Below are 16,414 nucleotides of genomic sequence, written 5' to 3' on the forward strand. Positions count from 1 at the left end.
GTGGCCTGTCCTCCCTGCCCCGTCCGGGGCGGTGGACGCCCGGCCGCCGGGCATGTGGCCGCCACTCTCAACCGCCGCCGCCCCGGCCTCCGGCTCCCCGGCCGCGACGCGGACCTGACCCGGCTCGGCGGCCTACTTGGCGCCGTCCACGACCTTCCGCCCGTCGAGCGGAGCCTTGAGGTGCACCTTGGTGGTCTTCAGGATCGCGATCGCGATGCAGACGGCGTCGGGCGAGCGCCGGTCCTGCCCCTCGTACAGGGTGACGGTCACCTCGCGTGCGGTCTCGGTCACCTCGACGCGGTCGAGCACGGTGCAGGGCTCCACTCCGGACCACCACACGACGTCGAGGGACCGGCCGTCGGCGGTGGGGGTGGCGCTCTCCCACGGCACCTTGCGCGGGTTCAGCGTGGGCCCGGCCGGGGTCACGGGAGACGGGGCGCCGCTCGGCGCGCCGGACGGCCCGACCGGCGAGGCCGGGGCAGAGGAGCCGTGATCGGCGCCGGCTCCGGAGGGGGAGCCTTCCGGCTGCTCGGGTGAGGCCGAGGTGGAGGAGGTCCCTCCGCAGGCGACCGCCAGGAACAGGAGGGCCACGAGCCAGAGCTTTCTCATGCCCTTTACACGGCTGTAAGAAGCCTCCGGTTCACCCGCCGTGATCGCCCAGGGCGCCGCTCCCCGGTCCCACTCCGATGCCCCTTTTTGCGCGGTCGGGGCGGGTGCGTGATCATGTGGAGAGCCGCCGGACGGGCCGCATGCCACGGCACGGACTCGAGAGGGACGCGGATGCGCAAGGCCACGGGGGCCGCAGCTCTGCTCGCAGGGCTGGCCGCCGTCGTCCTCGCGGCGCGCTGGATGGACATTCCCGGCCTTCTCGCGCGCGTACCGCTCGGCGGCGTGCTCGCCCTCGGCGGGCTGGTCCTGCTGCTGGCCGGACTCGTACTGCTGGCCACGAACTCGAGGTCCGTGCGGACGTCGCCCTCCCCGGTGCGGGTGCTATCGGTCTGGTGGATCGTCGGCGGCCTCATGGGCGTCGCGGTCTCGACCTGGATCGCCACAACGGCCCTCACGGCGATCGCGGGAGCGGATCCCGCCCTTCGGCTGGACGCGATCAAGAGTGGCCTGACGGTGGGCGCGGGAGCCGCCGGAGGCGTGGCGCTCCTCCTCGGTGTCCGCCGCCAGTGGCTGGGTGAGCGCACGCAGGTCTACCAGGAGTATGACGCGACGGAGAAGCGGGTCACGGAGCTCTACTCGAAGGCCGTGGACCAGCTCGGCTCCGGCAACCCGGGCGTGCGCATCGCGGCCATGTATGCCCTGGAGCGGCTGGGCCGGAACAACCCCGAGCACCGCCAGGCCGTCATGGATGTGCTCTGCGCGTACCTACGGGCCCCCCTGCCGGGAGGCGCGGCGGGTGACCCGGCGGACCGGGCACGCGAGCCGGCCGGGGGCGCGGGCGACATCGGAGGCCACGACCCGGGCCAGGAGCACTCGCTGGACCTGGAGGCCCGTCTGACCGCACAACGGATCGTCGTCCGCCATCTGAAGTCCTCCGGTGGCGCGTCGGGCGAAGGCGACGATGGCGATCACTGGCCGGGCGTCGCCGTCGACCTCACGAGAGCATCCCTGGTCGACTTCGACCTGAGCGGCAGCGAGGTCGAGGCGGCGAGCTTCGCGCAGGCGGTCTTCTCCGGCAGGGCGGACTTCACCGACTGCCGCTTCCGCGGCAGGGCGGACTTCACCGGCGCCGAGTTCCGAGGCTTCGCCGACTTCGGCACCGCGTATTTCTTGGGAGCGGACTTCGCGGGAGCCGGATTCTGGGGCGGGGCGAGCTTCGCGTACGCGATATTCAGGTTCGACACCGACTTCAGCGGCGCGACGTTCACGGACGCCGACTTCAGCGGTGCCCGGTTCGGCACGGCGAGGTTCACCGGAGCGAGCTTCGACGGCAGCCTCACGAGCTTCGAGAACAGCGAGTTCTTCGCGGGGCACTTCGAAGGGGTGGCCTTCGACGGCGGGCTGAACTTCGGCTACGCGATCTTCCGCTGCGGTGTTCGTTTCCGCTATTCGGACTTCGCCGGTCCCACCTCCTTCGAAGGGACGTTCTTCGGCCGGGCCGGTTTCCGGCACTGCGCGTTCCTCGACGACGTGTCCTTCGCCGGCACGGCGTCGCGCGGCATCGCCTACAAGACCGATCCCGGGGCGGCCGCCGTGCATTTCGAAGCGGAGCACAAGGGCGTATCGGTCGTCCGGCGGAGCATCAGGGCGCTTACGGTTCGGGTTCAGGGAAGCGAACCGCGCGGCCTCCAACGTCTGGACCTGGCGGACACGCACTTCAAAGGTTCTGTGAACTTCGACGGCGCCGACATCGGCGGCGGCGACCTGTCCGGTGTCACCTTTCCGCGCACCATCGCGACCGTTCGCGTCTGGCCTTCGGCATGGCGCGAGATACCGGATCCGGCGGACCCCGCTCGCGGCACTGTGGCCCGATCCGCCGGTGCGCAGCGGCGGTAGCCGGACTCCTCGCAATCGGCGGCCTTCACTGGCGCGGTGGTCGACGGGGGAGGCTCCTCAGCGTCGAGCACCCGTCCCGAGGCGATGCCGCCGAGATGCGCGACCTGGGTCTCACGCACGCCGTGCGCCGACACCGAACAGGCACCCGAACGTTGACGCGCCCGTGTCGCGAGTCTAATTTCAACACATGATGAATTTATCGGATCCCGCGATCGCCGTACGGGATCTGCGGGTGTCACGGGGCGGGACTGAGGTTCTGCACGGCCTCACCTTCGAGGTGCCGCGAGGGCAGGTCACCGGCCTGCTCGGGCCGAGCGGCTGCGGCAAGACGACGCTCATGCGGGCGATCGTGGGCGTCCAGATCGTGTCCGGCGGCGAGGTGAGCGTGCTCGGCGAGCCGGCCGGGAGCGCGGGCCTGCGCCGCAGGATCGGCTACTCGACGCAGAGCCCGGCCGTCTACCGCGACCTGACCGTGCTGGAGAACCTGCGCTACTTCGCCGCCGTGCTCGGCGCGCCGAAGGACGACCCCGAGCGGGTGCTGGCGGAGGTGGGGCTCGCCGGCGCCGCCCACCAGCTCGGGTCCACGCTCTCGGGCGGCCAGCTCGGCCGCGCCGGGCTCGCCGTGGCCCTGCTCGGCCGTCCGGAACTGCTCGTGCTGGACGAGCCGACGGTCGGGCTCGACCCCGTGCTGCGGGAGGAGCTGTGGACGCTCTTCCACCGCCTGGCCGAGGGCGGCACCACGATCCTGGTCTCGAGCCACGTCATGGACGAGGCCGCGCGGTGCGAGCGGCTGATCGTGCTGCGCCAGGGGGAGATCCTCGCCGACGACACCCCCGGCGCCCTGCGCGCGCACACGGGCACGGCCGACCTGGAGGAGGCGTTCCTGCGCCTGATCGAGGAGAGGGCGGCGGCATGAATCTCGCGATCACTCTCGCCACCGCCAGGCGGATCATGACCCAGCTCCGCCACGACCGGCGGACGGTCGCGCTGATGGTCCTGGTGCCGACGCTGGTGATGATCCTGCTCTATTACGTGATGGACGACGAGCGGTCATTCGGCCGGTGGGCGCCGATCCTGCTGTGCGTCTTCCCCTTCCTGGTGATGTTCCTCATCACCTCGATCGCGACCTTGCGCGAGCGCACGTCGGGCACGCTGGAGCGGCTCATGGCGATGCCGCTCGGCCGGCTCGACCTCCTCCTCGGGTATGGCCTCGCGTTCGGGCTGGCGGCGTGTGCCCAGGTGGCGCTGGCGCTGGCCGTCTCCCTCACCTGGCTGGGTCTGGACCTGCCGGGCCCGCTGTGGCCGCTGGTGCTCGTCGCCCTGCTCAACGCCCTGCTCGGCACCGCGCTCGGCCTGCTGTGCAGCGCGTTCGCCCGTACGGAGTTCCAGGCCGTGCAGTTCATGCCGATCGTGATGATCCCCCAGATCCTGCTCGGCGGGATCCTCGTGCCGCGCGAGCAGATGGCGACCGTGCTGGAGTGGATCTCGAACGTGCTGCCCATGTCGTACGCGATCGAGGCGATGGCGCACGCCGTCGCGGACGCCGACCCGGGCGGCGAGTTCTGGCGCGACGTCGCCGTGGTGGCGGCGTCGGCCGTGCTGGCACTTCTACTCGGCGCCGCCACGCTGCGTCGCCGAACCCCTTGAGCGTCGCCGGACCCCTATGCCGTCGGAGTCCCAGTGCCGTCGGAGTCCGAGTGCCGTCGGAATCCCTGTGCCGCCGTACGCCTTGAGCATCGGCTCAGCGCGTTCGGCGGCGCCAGGCCGAGGGGCTGACCCCGTGAGCGCGCTTGAACGCCACGCTGAAGGCGAACGCGTCCTCGTAGCCGACCTCGCGGGCCACGGCGGCGACGGTGGCATCGGTGTCGGTGAGCAGATCGGCTCCCAGGGTCATCCGCCAGCCGGTGAGGTAGGTGAGCGGGGGCTCGCCCACCATGCTCCTGAAGCGCGCGGCGAAGGCGGCGCGGGACATGCCGGCCCCGGCGGCCAGCTCGGCGACCGTCCAGCGATGAGCGGGACGGTCGTGCAGCAGGCGCAGCGCCTCGCCGACCGCGGGATCGGCCAGCGCCCGGTGCCAGGAGGGGAGTGGAGCCTCCGGCCTGGCGCACCAGGCCCGCAACGCCAGCACGAGCACGAGGTCGAGCAGCCGGTGGAGGACGGCGTCCTGGCCCGGTTCGTCGCGGGCGACCTCGGTGGCGAGCAGGTCCAGCGCCGCCCGGGTCCGCGGCCCGGCCGGCACGACCGCCAGCGGCGGCAGCATGCGCAGCAGCCGGACGCCGGCCTCGCCGCGCAGTTCGCAGGCGCCCCTGAGCATGATCGTGGCTCCGGGCAGGCCGTCGCCGTAGGTGCGCGGCGCCAGACTCCGGTGCGGCCCGGCCGTCCCCTCGCCTCCGCCGACGACGTGTTTCCGGTCCCCGTGGATCACGGCCTGCGGCGGGGTGGACGGGTCGTCGGCGATCGTGTGCGCGTGGGCGCCGCCGATGAGAGCGATGTCACCCGGGTCCAGGCGCACCGGGGCGACGCCGGCGTTGTCGAGCCGGACCGACGCGTGGCCGCCGAGCGCGGCCACGACCGTGAGAGGAGGGGCGCCGGTGAAGGCCAGCGCCCACGGCGGCCGCTGGATCAACTGCCTGACCAGCGCGTTCCTGGCGTGAGCCCGGTGGAGCAGATCGCTCAGCACGTCCATGCCGTCACGGTAGACGATCACAAATTAATGGACGACGTTCTCCCATGGATCGTCTTCGCTTCCGCCGGTTTCCTTGAGGCATGGAGAAGATCCTCGTTCTCGGCGGCACCGGCAAGACCGGTCGTCGCGTCGTCCGGCGCCTGAAGGCCGCGGGTCTGCAGGCGCGTACGGCGTCCCGCACCGACGGAGACGTCCCCTTCGATCTGGGCAGACCGGAGAGCTGGGCTCCCGCGCTCGACGGGGCCGCCGCCGTCTATATCGTCGAGCCCGACCTGCGGCCGGGCCTCGACCGCCGGGCGCGCGTCCCCGCTCTCGTGGCCGAGGCGGTGGCCGCGGGCGTGCGGCGGCTGGTGCTGCTGTCCGCCCACGGCGTGGGCGAGGCCGGCGACGATCACCCCCTGAAGTCCGCCGAGCAGGCCGTACGCGAATCGGGCGTCGGCTGGACCATCCTGCGGCCGGACTGGTTCTCGCAGAACTTCAGCGAGGCCTTCTGGCGGCAGGGGATCCTCGCCGGGACCCTGGCCCTGCCCACCGGCGACGGGCGCACGCCGTTCGTCGACGCCGAGGACATCGCCGAGGTCGCCGTGGCTTCGCTGACCGACGAGCGCCACAGCGGCCGGATCCACTATCTGACCGGCCCGCGGGCGATCGCCTTCGGCGAGGCGGCCGACCTCATCGGCAGGGCCACCGGGCGCACGATCCGGCACGTCGACGTCGACCCCGAGGTTTTCGTGGAGCGCCAGGTCGCGAACGGCGTCCCGTCCGACGTCGCGCGACTGCTCACCGGTCTCCTCGTGAACATTCGCGACGGGCGGGGCGCCGCGCCGTCCGACGGGGTGGAACAGGCCCTCGGCCGCCCGCCCGGGCGGTTCGAGGACTACGTCGCCGAGACCGCCGCCGCGGGCCACTGGAACTGACTCTTCCGACCCGTGGCGCAGCGCGTTCGGCTCCGTCCGGCAGGGTCGGTAAGCTGCGGGGAGATCCCGGCGAAGCCCAGAAGAGGTGCAGGAATGATCGCGATTCTCGGGACCGGAAAGATGGGCGAGGCCCTGCTCTCCGGGCTGGTACGCGCCGGTCTGCGGCCGGAGGAGATCGTGGCGACGGCCCGCAGGCCCGAGCGGGCCGAGGCGCTGCGCGAGCGCTACGGCGTGCGGGTCGCGAGCAACGCCGAGGCCGCCAAGCTGGCCGACACGCTGATCCTCGCGGTCAAGCCGCAGGACATGGCCGCACTGCTGACCGAGATCTCCCCGCATGTGGCCGCCGACCGGCTGGTCATCTCGGTGGCCGCCGGCATCACGACCGCGTTCGTGGAGGCGAGGCTCGGGGACGGCGTGGCGGTCGTCCGCGTCATGTCCAACACGCCCGTCCTGGTGGACGAGGCCATGAGCGTCATCTCGGCCGGGGCGCACGCCTCCGAGGAGCACCTCAAGCGCACCGAGGAACTGCTCAGCCCGGTGGGCAAGGTGCTGCGCATCCCCGAGTCGCAGCAGGACGCCGCCACCGCCCTGTCCGGCAGCGGCCCGGCGTACTTCTTCTACCTGGTCGAGGCCATGGTCGACGCCGGGATCCTGCTGGGCATGCCGCGCGCCGCCGCCCTCGACATGGTCACCCAGTCGATCGTCGGCGCCGCGATCATGCTGCGCGACTCGGGGGAGCACCCGGTGATCCTGCGCGAGGCCGTGACCTCGCCGGGAGGCACCACGATCTCCGCCATCGCGGAACTGGAGCGCCACAAGGTGCGGGCCGCGTTCCTCGACGCGATCGAGGCGGCCTGCGAGCGCAGCCGCCGTCTCGCCGCCGGCTGACCTACGGCGCTTCCTCCTGACGCTGCCCCGGTTGCCGCACTATGCCCTGCGCTGACCGGCGTTCCCGGGACGGAAGATGACCACCGCTTTACGATTGGCGGGTGACGTCTCGTCGCGGGTTCGTCCCGCTTCTCGCCGTCCTGCTCGCCGCCGGGTGCACGTCCTCGGAACCACAGAAGGCCCCGGTGGCCGTGGTCACCAGAACCACCGTCAGCGAGGTCGTCGAGGCACCGGCGACGGTGGGCGCGCGTGCGACGGCCACCCTGACCGCCCCCGCCTCCGGCACGCTCGCCCGCCTGTACGTCCAGGACGGCGACACGGTGAAGAAGGGCGAGATCCTCGCCAGGATCAGCTCTCCCCAGGCCAGGCAGCAGCTGTCGGCCGCGCGGAAGGCCGATCGGCAGGCCGCCCGGCCCGTGTCGTTCGGCGGCGCACCGATGAGCGTACGGCTGCCGCGCCTGCGGCTGCCGGGCTCGCTCGACGCGCACGTCGACCGGTCGTTCGCCCAGGCCAGGAAGGCGGCCAGGTCGATCGGCGACCGCGCGGCCAGGACCCGGCTGCTGGCCGCCATCGACGCCGCGGACAAGCGCCGGCGGGCCCAGCGGCGGGCGCTCGATGAGGTGCTCGACGGGCTGACCCGCTCGCTCGACCAGACGCTGTCGCAGGTGAGCGGCCAGGTGAGCGCGGGGATGAGCGGGCTGAGCGCGTCCATGGCGTCCCTGCGGGCGGCGTCGAGGTCGCAGACCAGGGCGGCCGTGCGCGCGGCCGAGCAGACCGTGGACGCCCTGGTCGTCAGGGCGCCGTTCGGCGGCGTGGTCACGCTCGGCGGCGCGTCCTCCGGCGCGGGCGCGGCCGGCCTCGGCGCGCTGGTCTCACAGCTGCCGGCCGGGCCGGCGAGCCAGGCGGGAGCCGCGGCGGCCGCTCCCGCGGGCCGTTCCGGCGGGACCGTCGCCACCGGCGTCCCGGTGGCCGCCGGGGACCCGCTGGTCACGGTGACCGACGTGTCCGTGCTCACGTTGTCCGCCGACGTGGACGAGACCGACGTGCTGCTGGTGCGCAGGGGCACGCCGGCCGAGGTGGAGTTCGACGCGGTGACCGGCGCGACGTACACCGCCACCGTGACGGGCGTGGGGGTCACCCCCAAGGAGGGCGCGACCGGCGGGGTCAGCTATCCCGTACGGCTGCGCCTGGGCCGGGGCGCCTACGACGACGGCAGCGCGGCCCCCGCGCCCAAGCCGGGGATGAGCGCCGTGGTGCGGCTGGCCGTACGCCGGTCGGAGAACGCCACCGCCGTGCCCGCGTCGGCGATCGTGACGAGCGGCCGGGAGACGATCGTGTGGGCGGTGCGCGACGGCAAGGCCGAGCGGCGGGTCGTCCGGCTGGGCGCGCAGGGCGACGCGGTCGTGGAGATCCTCAGCGGGCTGTCCCCCGGTGAGCGGGTGGTCGTCAAGGGCGCCGACGCCGTACGCCCCGGCCAGTCCCTGTCGTGAGCCGCGACGAGCATGCCGACGGGCCCGCCACAGCGGCGACGGCTTCCGGGACGGCAGACGGGACGCCTCCGGCGTTCGAGGCGATCGGCCTCACCCGCTCCTACCGGCTGGACGGCGGGGTGCTGGTCGACGCGCTGCGCGGGGTGAGCCTGCGCATCGGGCAGGGGGAGTTCGCGGCGATCGTGGGCCCGTCCGGCTCGGGCAAGTCCACGCTCATGCACCTGCTCGGCTGCCTCGACCGGCCGACCTCCGGCACCCTGCGGGTGAACGGCGTGGACGTGGCGACGCTCGACGACGCCGGACTGGCCGATCTGCGCAACCGCACGATCGGCTTCGTGTTCCAGTCCTTCCACCTGCTGGCCCGCACGTCCGCGCTCGACAACGTGGCGCTGCCGCTGGTCTACCGGGGCGTGTCCCGGGCCGAGCGCAGGGAGCGAGCCAGGGCGGCGCTGGAGGCGGTCGGGCTCGGCCACCGGCTCACGCACCGGCCGTCGCAGATGTCCGGCGGCGAGCAGCAGCGGGTGGCGATCGCCCGGGCGCTGGTGGGCGATCCCCGGGTGCTGCTGGCCGACGAGCCCACCGGCAACCTCGACACCCGTAACGGCGAGGAGGTGATGGGCCTGCTCGAACGGCTCAACGAGGGTGGCGTGGCCGTCGTCCTCGTCACCCACGACGCCGAGGTCGCCGCCCGAGCCCGCCGTCAGATCCACGTACGCGACGGCCGGATCGAGCGCGACACATGAGGACCGCGTCATGAGGACGGCCGAAGCTCTGCGGATGGCGGTGGAGGCGCTGCGGGTCAACCGGCTGCGCAGCATGCTGACCATGCTCGGGGTGATCATCGGCGTGCTCTCTGTCGTGATCCTCGTCGCCATCGGCACCGGGGCCAAGAACGCGGTGGAGAAGGAGATCGCGGGACTCGGCAGCAACATCATCCTCGTGGTCCCCGGCCAGGTGGGGCTGGGCGCGGCCCCCACACAGAGCCGCCTCGACCTGTCGGACGTCGCGTACGTGCGGCGCGTGGTCGGCGACCCGTCGAAGGTGACGGTCGCGGTGAACTCCGGAGAGCCGGTCAGGGTGGGCCGCGTGGAGGTGTTCGCCACGCTCACCGGGACCGACGAGAACATGCCCCACGTCTTCGACCGGCCGCTGCGCCGGGGGCGCTATCTCACCGAGACCGACGTGGACACGCGGCGGCGGGTGGTGATCCTCGGCTCGGAGGTCGCGGCCAAGCTGTTCGGCGACGTCGATCCGATCGGCCGCCAGGTCACGATCGCGGGGGTGCGGTTCCGGGTGATCGGCGTCTACGAGACCGTCGGATCCACGTTCGGGGTGGCGCGGGACCAGGAGGTGCATCTGCCGGTCACCACCGCCCAGCGGTTGATCGGGCTGCCGAGGATCAACGGCATCGCCGTCGGCGCCTCCGGCCCGGACGAGATCGAACCGCTGCGGCGGCGAGTCGTGGCCGCCCTGGACGCCCGCTACCCGGGCGAGACGTTCTCGGCCGTCACGCAGACCCAGCTCCTCGGCACGATCGGCACGGTCCTCGGCATGTTGACCGGCGTGCTGGCCGCCATCGCGGGGATCTCCCTGCTGGTCGGCGGCGTCGGGGTGTCCAACATCATGCTGGTCAGCGTCAGGGAGCGCACCAAGGAGATCGGCCTGCGCAAGGCCCTCGGCGCCCGGGGCCGCGACATCCTCGGCCAGTTCCTGATCGAGGCCGTGCTGCTGACCACGATCGGCGGCGTGATCGGCATCCTGACCGGGGTCGGCGGGGCGCTGCTGATCCAGGCGGTCTCGCCGGTGCCCGCGTCGATCACCTGGTGGTCGATCGTGCTCGCCTTCGGGGTCTCCGCGGCCGTCGGTGTCTTCTTCGGCGTCGCCCCCGCCCGGCGGGCGGCCAGGCTCGACCCCGTCGTCGCCCTCCGTACGGACTGAACGTACGGACTGATCGTGTGTGACGCCCGAGTGAACGGCGGTGACGGCCTGTGCGGTACCGTCACCGCATGAGTCAGGCGGTGCGGGTCGTCTGGGACGACGCTCTGGTTTCTTACGACTTCGGGCCCGGCCATCCGCTCGCGCCCGTACGCGTCGAACTCACCATGGCGCTCGCCCGCGACCTGGGCGTGCTCGACGGCGTCGAGACGACCGGCTGCGTCCCGGCCACCGAGGACGAGATCGCGCTGGTGCACAACCGGGACTACATCGAGGCGGTCAAGAACGTCTCCAAGGACGGCCGTCCTGACCTGCGCTACGGGCTCGGCACCGAGGACAATCCCGCCTTCGTGGGCGTACACGAGGCGTCCGCCCTGGTCACCGGCGCGTCACTGGCCGCCGCCAGGGCGGTGTGGACGGGCGAGGCCGAGCACGCGGTCAACGTCGCGGGCGGGCTGCACCACGCCATGCCCGGCGCCGCCAGCGGCTTTTGCGTCTACAACGACCCGGCCGTCGCCATCGCGTGGCTGCTGTCGCAGGGCGCGACGAGGATCGCGTATGTGGACGTGGACGTCCACCACGGCGACGGCGTGCAGACGGCGTTCTACGACGACCCGAGGGTGCTCACGATCAGCCTGCACGAGAGCCCGCGCACGCTGTTCCCCGGCACCGGCTTCCCCCAGGAGACCGGCGCGGAGGGCACCGCGGTCAACGTGGCGCTGCCGGCCGGATGCGGCGACACGGGATGGCTGCGCGCCTTCCACGCGGTGGTCCCGCCGCTGCTGCGCGCCTTCGCGCCGCAGATCCTGGTCACCCAGCAGGGCTGCGACAGCCACGCCCTCGACCCGCTGGCCCATCTCATGCTCAGCCTGGACGGGCAGCGCACGGCGTACGCCGCGCTGCACCGGCTGGCCCACGAGACCGCCGGCGGCCGGTGGATCGCGGTGGGCGGCGGGGGATACGAGCTGGTCCAGGTCGTGCCGCGGGCGTGGACGCACCTGATCGCCGAGGCGCTGGGACGCCCCGTCGAGCCGTCGACCGCCACACCGGACAGCTGGCGGACGTACGTGGAGGAGCGCACCGGGGAGATACCACCCCTGACGATGACGGACGGACGTCACCCGCAGTGGCGGGACATTTCGGAAGGGTACGATCCAGCCGACGCCGTCGACCGGGCCGTCATCGCGACCAGGAAGGCGGTGTTCCCCTTCCACGGCCTGGACCCCATGCCCTGAGAAGTACGGAATCATGCCGAGCCGAGGAGCGCTGTACCTGTCGTGACCGCACCACCACCCTCCCGAGCCGAACTGCGCGAACACCTCGTCCGGACCGCCATCGCGGGGGACGTGGCGACCAGCCGCGAGAACAACCTCGACCACTATCGGTCGCTCGCGCTGCGCGACCCGCACTACCTCTTCGGGCTCACCTTCGAGGGCGAGTGGTCCTACCACGAGGTGCTGGCGCTCATGGCGGACAAGGCGGGAGTGGCGGCCGATCCCGGTCACCGCGAGGGCCCCGACACGATCGACCCCGAGCGGACCATCGACGCCGTCGAGGAGATGGGCGAGCGGATCGCCAAGGTGCTGCGGCGCGGCGCCCCCCGGATCGTGCTCGCCACCGGGCACCCGACCGGCCTGCTCACCATCCACCTCGCGCTGGCGCGGTTCCTCGCGGAGAACGGGGCGACCCTGCTCTTCCCGGCCGAGGGGTGGGCGTACATCGGCGGTCTCGGCCGCCGCAGGCGGATCCGCTACCTCGACGGCGTGGCGATGCTGGAGGACCGGGGCACCTTCGTGCACACCCACGAGGCGGCGCCGATGGAGGCGATGCTGGCCGAGGAGCGGCCCGACTTCGTGATCGCCGATCACGGCTGGGCGGGGGCCGCGGGCGAGGCCGGGGTCGAGACCGTGGGCTTCGCCGACAGCAACGACCCGGCGCTGTTCGTGGGCGAGGCCGAGGGAAAGATCGCCGTCACCGTGCCCCTGGATGACAACGTGCTGCCGCGCTTCTACGCTCCGTTGACGGCGTACCTGCTCGCCCGGGTCGCCCGCAGCCTCTGACTCCCCTTCCGGACCTCCCAAACCGGGCATTTCGCGCCCGCTTTTGTGCCTCTGTGCCGACCGTTTGCCAACTTTTTCGTGTGCCTGGGCGACTCTAATGTGAGAGAAGTTGGTCCGTTCCAAGATTGAGGCGAGGGGCACGGCCCGGCTGCTGCCAGCGACTTTCCCGATTTTGACGGCACACGGCTCCGTTGACTGATGGAATGAGGGGTTTGCCTACTCGGAGTCCGGACTTACGCTGACGGCAGTACACGTGCGTGAGCAATGGCACCAGTGGGGATAACCCGGAAACACGTGCGGAAGAGGCGTCCGATGGGTGCAGGCGAAAGACCTCTCAGCGAGGTGAAGTTCTTGACGGTGGCCGAGGTGGCGACCGTCATGCGGGTGTCCAAGATGACCGTGTACCGGCTCGTGCACTCCGGGGAGTTACCGGCCATCCGTGTCGGCCGGTCCTTCAGAGTGCCCGAGCAGGCGGTCCACGACTACTTGCGGGACGCGTTCATCGAAGCAGGATGAACCACGCGGGCGACCACGCTTGACGGCGGCGTGGCCGACTCCCGGTCGACGCGGGGTCCCCCGGGGGAGCGATCTACCACGGATCGCCGGTAGTCTGTTGAGCCGGTGTGCGCTCGCGCGCCGGTTTGACAGTCACACCTTCACCTGGGGGTCCCGTGGGCTCTGTGATCAAGAAGCGCCGCAAGCGCATGGCCAAGAAGAAGCACCGCAAGCTTCTGAAGAAGACCCGCATCCAGCGGCGTAACAAGAAGTAGCCGAGACGGAGCGCGCACCGGTCCTCAGGGACCGGGCGACCGTGAACACGCACACCCCCGGCGAGGCGTCGATGACTCGTACTGTGCTGGTCACCGGTGTCTCCGGTCACATCGGCGCTCGTGTGGCCAAAGCGCTCGCGGCCGACCCGGAGATCGACCGGGTCATCGGCGTGGACACGGCGCCGCCGCCATCCCCTGCCGGGGAGGACGGCGCGGTGCTCGGCCGCACCGAGTTCGCCCGGGTCGCGTTGCGCAGTCCCGACCTGGTCAAGGTCATCAGGGAGGCCGACGTCGACACCGTCGTGCACCTCAGCCTGCTCAGCGGCCCCGGTGGCGGCGGATCCGGCGGCGGCCGGCCGGCCATGAAGGAGCACAACGTCATCGGGACGATGCAGCTGCTCGCGGCGTGTCAGCGCTCCGCCACGGTGCGCCGGGTGGTCGTGCGGTCGACCACGGCCGTGTACGGCTCATCGCCGCACGCTCCCGCCGTGTTCACGGAGGACACCGAGCCCGTCGAGGTGTCGCACTCCGGGTACGCCAGGGACGCCACCGAGGTCGAGACGTACGTGCGGGGCTTCGCCCGGCGCCGGCCCGACGTGACGACGACGACGCTGCGGTTCGCCAACCTGATGGGACCGGGCGTCGACTCACCGCTGACGAGGTACTTCTCCCAGCCGGTGCTGCCCACCGTGCTCGGCTTCGACCCCCGGCTGCAGTTCGTCCACGAGGACGACGCCGTCGAGGTGCTGTGCCGTACGGCGCGGGCCGACCACCCGGGCGTGTTCAACGTCGCGGGCGACGGCGTCCTGCTGCTGTCGCAGTGCGCGCGGCGTACGGGCCGGCCGGTGATCCCGATGCCGTCCCCCGCCTTCCGCCTCGTCAGCGGACTCGCCCGGGGCGCGCGGCTGGTGGACTTCTCGCCCGAGCAGCTCGCGTTCATGAGCCACGGCCGGGCGGTGGACACCGCCAGGCTCGCCGCCGAGCTCGGCTGGCGGCCGAAATACAGCACGGCGGCGGCGTTCGACGACTTCCTCCAGTCGCGCGGCGGACCCGGCGAGTTGCCGCGCGCCCTGGTCGACTGGCTGGCCGACTTCGTCCGGCCGATTTCGTGACGGGACTCCGATGGACGACTTCCAGGGCCGGCGCACGGACAGGAGCACGGCCGACCAGCGGCTCGCCGAGCTGTTCGCGTTCCTGCGGCGCAGGGTCACCGGCGAATACGAGATCGACGAGTTCGGCTTCGACCCCGAGCTCAACGAGAAGGTGCTGCTGGAGGCGCTGCGCCCGCTCTACCGGCACTGGTTCAGGGCCGAGACCCTCGGGCTCGGCAACGTGCCGACCGGCAGCGGTGCGCTGATCGTGGCCAACCACTCCGGCACGCTGCCCGTGGACGCCCTGATGCTGCAGGTCGCGGTGCACGATGAGCTGGGCAGGCCGCTGCGCCTGCTCGGAGCGCACCTGGTCTACCAGCTTCCCGTGCTCGGGCACCTGGCCCGCAAGTCCGGGCACACGCTCGCCTGCCCCGAGGACGCCGACCGGCTGCTGCGCAAGGGCGAGGTCGTCGGCGTCTTCCCTGAGGGATTCAAGGGGATCGGCAAGCCGTTCTCCGAGCGCTACCGGCTCCAGCGGTTCGGCCGGGGCGGGTTCGTCGCCTCGGCGATCAGGGCCGGCGTGCCGATCGTCCCGTGCGCCATCGTGGGGGCGGAGGAGATCTACCCCAAGATCGGCGACATTCCGTCGCTCGCCCGGCTGCTCGGCCTGCCCTACCTGCCGATCACGCCGCTGTTCCCCTGGCTCGGGCCGCTCGGTCTGCTTCCGCTGCCGTCCAAGTGGCTGATCGAGTTCGGCGAGCCGATCCGGACCGACGAGTACGCCCCGGAGGAGGCCGACGACCCCATGCTGGTCTTCGACCTGACCGACCACGTCCGGGAGACCATGCAACGGCAGCTCGACGCCCTGCGGCTGCGCCGGGGCCCGGCGTTTCCCCCGATCGCGCTGTGACATCACGCTGCCCGCAACTTATTGGGGGCTGGGTCTAACAAAGAGACCTACTGGTCGGTATGGTGTGCTCACTCTCACCCCGGAGGAGCACATGAACAAGGGGCGGAACGCCGCCCTCGCCGGGCTCGCCCTCGGCCTGGCGATCGGCACAGCGCGACGCGTCCAGACCAGACGGGCGAAGGCCGCACAGACTTCGAACGGCGCGTCCGCGCGACGGACGACGGTCACGACCGACGACGGGGTCCGCCTGGCCGTGGAGATCGACGACCATCCCGATCCCCGGTGCGCCGTCGTCTTCGCGCACGGCTGGCTGATGAACCGGCACTGCTGGCAGCTCCAGCGCGCGGCTCTGGCGGGCCTGGGCACGCTCGTCTTCTACGACCAGCGCGGGCACGGCGACTCCTCGGCCGGGGCGCTGGAGGCGTGCACGATCGACCGGCTGGGCGACGACCTGGCCGCCGTCATCCAGGCCGCCGTGCCGGAGGGGCTGCCCGTCGTCCTCGCCGGCCACTCCATGGGCGGCATGACGGTCATGGCGCTCGCGGACCGGCACCCCGCCCTGGTCGAGTCGCGGGTGGCCGGCGTGGCGCTGCTCAGCACCTCGTCCGGCGGGCTCGACGCGAGCACCTTCGGCCTCCCCGGGCCGCTCGGGCGGCTGGCTCCCCGCGTCACGCCCTTGCTGTTCGAGAACATGCTGGCCCGCGCCGCGGTCATCGACGCGCGGCCCCGCGTGAAGGGCTGGACGAACCTGCCGGTGACCCGGTACGTCGCCTTCGGCAAGGGAGCGAGCCGGCGGCACATCCGGCTGGTCAACGCGATGGCCGCGGCGACGCCGACGGAGGTCATGGTCGGGTTCTTCCGGGACTTCCGGATGCACGACAAGTTCGCCGCGCTGAAGGCGCTGCGGCGGACGAAGACGCTGGTCATGGTGGGAGAGCGAGACCGGCTCACCCCGCTCGCCCACAGCCGCAGGATCGCCGAGGCGCTACCCGACGCCCGGTTCGTACGGATCCCCGGCGCCGGGCACATGATCGGCTTCGAACGTCCCGGACTGGTGAACCGGGAGCTGACCGGCCTGATCGAGCGGGCCGTACCCGGCCTACCGCAGGGCCCACCACAGGGCTCACCACAGGGCTCCCCACCGGGCCGGTCCGCCGCCTGA

General features: G+C 72.1%; 17 protein-coding genes. 15 read left to right on the forward strand and 2 right to left on the reverse strand.

The window, feature by feature from the left end; genetic code table 11:
- Positions 1-132 precede the first annotated feature (132 nt).
- Entirely contained in the window at positions 133-609 is a 477-nt protein-coding gene (locus IL992_RS05595; RefSeq protein WP_193202191.1) for a hypothetical protein, read from the reverse strand.
- A 171-nt stretch (positions 610-780) separates the two neighbouring features.
- Between IL992_RS05595 and IL992_RS05600 the strand changes: the two genes are divergently transcribed.
- The 3 genes from IL992_RS05600 (at position 781) to IL992_RS05610 (ending at position 4,152) form a co-directional block, all read left to right on the forward strand.
- Positions 781-2,505: a pentapeptide repeat-containing protein gene (locus IL992_RS05600; protein WP_193202192.1), complete on the forward strand. Its 1,725-nt coding sequence runs from the start codon at positions 781-783 to the stop codon at positions 2,503-2,505.
- Positions 2,506-2,692: 187 nt separating this feature from the next.
- Complete coding sequence (locus IL992_RS05605) at positions 2,693-3,421, forward strand: ABC transporter ATP-binding protein (RefSeq protein WP_226872324.1); 729 nt, start codon at positions 2,693-2,695, stop codon at positions 3,419-3,421.
- Positions 3,418-4,152 carry an ABC transporter permease gene (locus IL992_RS05610; RefSeq protein ID WP_193202193.1) on the forward strand — a complete coding sequence of 245 codons (735 nt, stop codon included), beginning with the start codon at positions 3,418-3,420 and terminating at the stop codon, positions 4,150-4,152. Before IL992_RS05605 ends, IL992_RS05610 begins: the two co-directional genes overlap by 4 nt.
- Before the next feature lie 94 nt (positions 4,153-4,246).
- Here IL992_RS05610 and IL992_RS05615 read toward each other — a convergent pair whose 3' ends face one another.
- A complete protein-coding gene (locus IL992_RS05615; protein WP_193202194.1) occupies positions 4,247-5,191 on the reverse strand; it encodes an AraC family transcriptional regulator in 945 nt (314 codons plus the stop codon).
- Positions 5,192-5,271: 80 nt separating this feature from the next.
- On the opposite strand from IL992_RS05615, the gene IL992_RS05620 reads away from it, so the two are divergent.
- From IL992_RS05620 to IL992_RS05675, 12 genes are all read left to right on the forward strand, one after another.
- Positions 5,272-6,108, forward strand: coding sequence for an NAD(P)H-binding protein (locus tag IL992_RS05620; RefSeq protein ID WP_193202195.1), 837 nt, complete (start codon positions 5,272-5,274; stop codon positions 6,106-6,108).
- A gap of 93 nt (positions 6,109-6,201) precedes the next feature.
- Entirely contained in the window at positions 6,202-6,996 is a 795-nt protein-coding gene (gene proC / locus IL992_RS05625) for a pyrroline-5-carboxylate reductase (protein WP_193202196.1), read from the forward strand.
- Positions 6,997-7,097: 101 nt separating this feature from the next.
- Positions 7,098-8,486: an efflux RND transporter periplasmic adaptor subunit gene (locus IL992_RS05630; protein ID WP_193202197.1), complete on the forward strand. Its 1,389-nt coding sequence runs from the start codon at positions 7,098-7,100 to the stop codon at positions 8,484-8,486.
- Complete coding sequence (locus tag IL992_RS05635; protein WP_193202198.1) at positions 8,483-9,229, forward strand: ABC transporter ATP-binding protein; 747 nt, start codon at positions 8,483-8,485, stop codon at positions 9,227-9,229. Before IL992_RS05630 ends, IL992_RS05635 begins: the two co-directional genes overlap by 4 nt.
- A gap of 10 nt (positions 9,230-9,239) precedes the next feature.
- Positions 9,240-10,424 (forward strand): ABC transporter permease, encoded by a 1,185-nt coding sequence (locus IL992_RS05640; RefSeq protein WP_182898116.1) that lies wholly within the window; start codon positions 9,240-9,242, stop codon positions 10,422-10,424.
- 68 nt (positions 10,425-10,492) lie between these two features.
- Positions 10,493-11,656 (forward strand): acetoin utilization protein AcuC, encoded by a 1,164-nt coding sequence (locus tag IL992_RS05645; RefSeq protein ID WP_193202199.1) that lies wholly within the window; start codon positions 10,493-10,495, stop codon positions 11,654-11,656.
- Between the two features lie 42 nt (positions 11,657-11,698).
- Complete coding sequence (locus tag IL992_RS05650) at positions 11,699-12,481, forward strand: phosphatase (RefSeq protein WP_193202200.1); 783 nt, start codon at positions 11,699-11,701, stop codon at positions 12,479-12,481.
- A 312-nt stretch (positions 12,482-12,793) separates the two neighbouring features.
- On the forward strand, positions 12,794-12,997 hold the full coding sequence (locus IL992_RS05655; protein ID WP_030456159.1) for a helix-turn-helix domain-containing protein: 204 nt from the start codon (positions 12,794-12,796) through the stop codon (positions 12,995-12,997).
- A gap of 155 nt (positions 12,998-13,152) precedes the next feature.
- Positions 13,153-13,251: a 30S ribosomal protein bS22 gene (locus IL992_RS05660; protein WP_018654693.1), complete on the forward strand. Its 99-nt coding sequence runs from the start codon at positions 13,153-13,155 to the stop codon at positions 13,249-13,251.
- A gap of 71 nt (positions 13,252-13,322) precedes the next feature.
- Complete coding sequence (locus IL992_RS05665) at positions 13,323-14,363, forward strand: NAD-dependent epimerase/dehydratase family protein (protein ID WP_193202311.1); 1,041 nt, start codon at positions 13,323-13,325, stop codon at positions 14,361-14,363.
- A gap of 10 nt (positions 14,364-14,373) precedes the next feature.
- On the forward strand, positions 14,374-15,252 hold the full coding sequence (locus IL992_RS05670) for a lysophospholipid acyltransferase family protein (RefSeq protein WP_193202201.1): 879 nt from the start codon (positions 14,374-14,376) through the stop codon (positions 15,250-15,252).
- 91 nt (positions 15,253-15,343) lie between these two features.
- Positions 15,344-16,414 carry an alpha/beta fold hydrolase gene (locus IL992_RS05675; protein WP_193202202.1) on the forward strand — a complete coding sequence of 357 codons (1,071 nt, stop codon included), beginning with the start codon at positions 15,344-15,346 and terminating at the stop codon, positions 16,412-16,414.

Origin of the sequence: Microbispora sitophila, assembly GCF_014892245.1 — a bacterium.
In the GTDB taxonomy this organism is placed as follows: domain Bacteria; phylum Actinomycetota; class Actinomycetes; order Streptosporangiales; family Streptosporangiaceae; genus Microbispora; species Microbispora siamensis.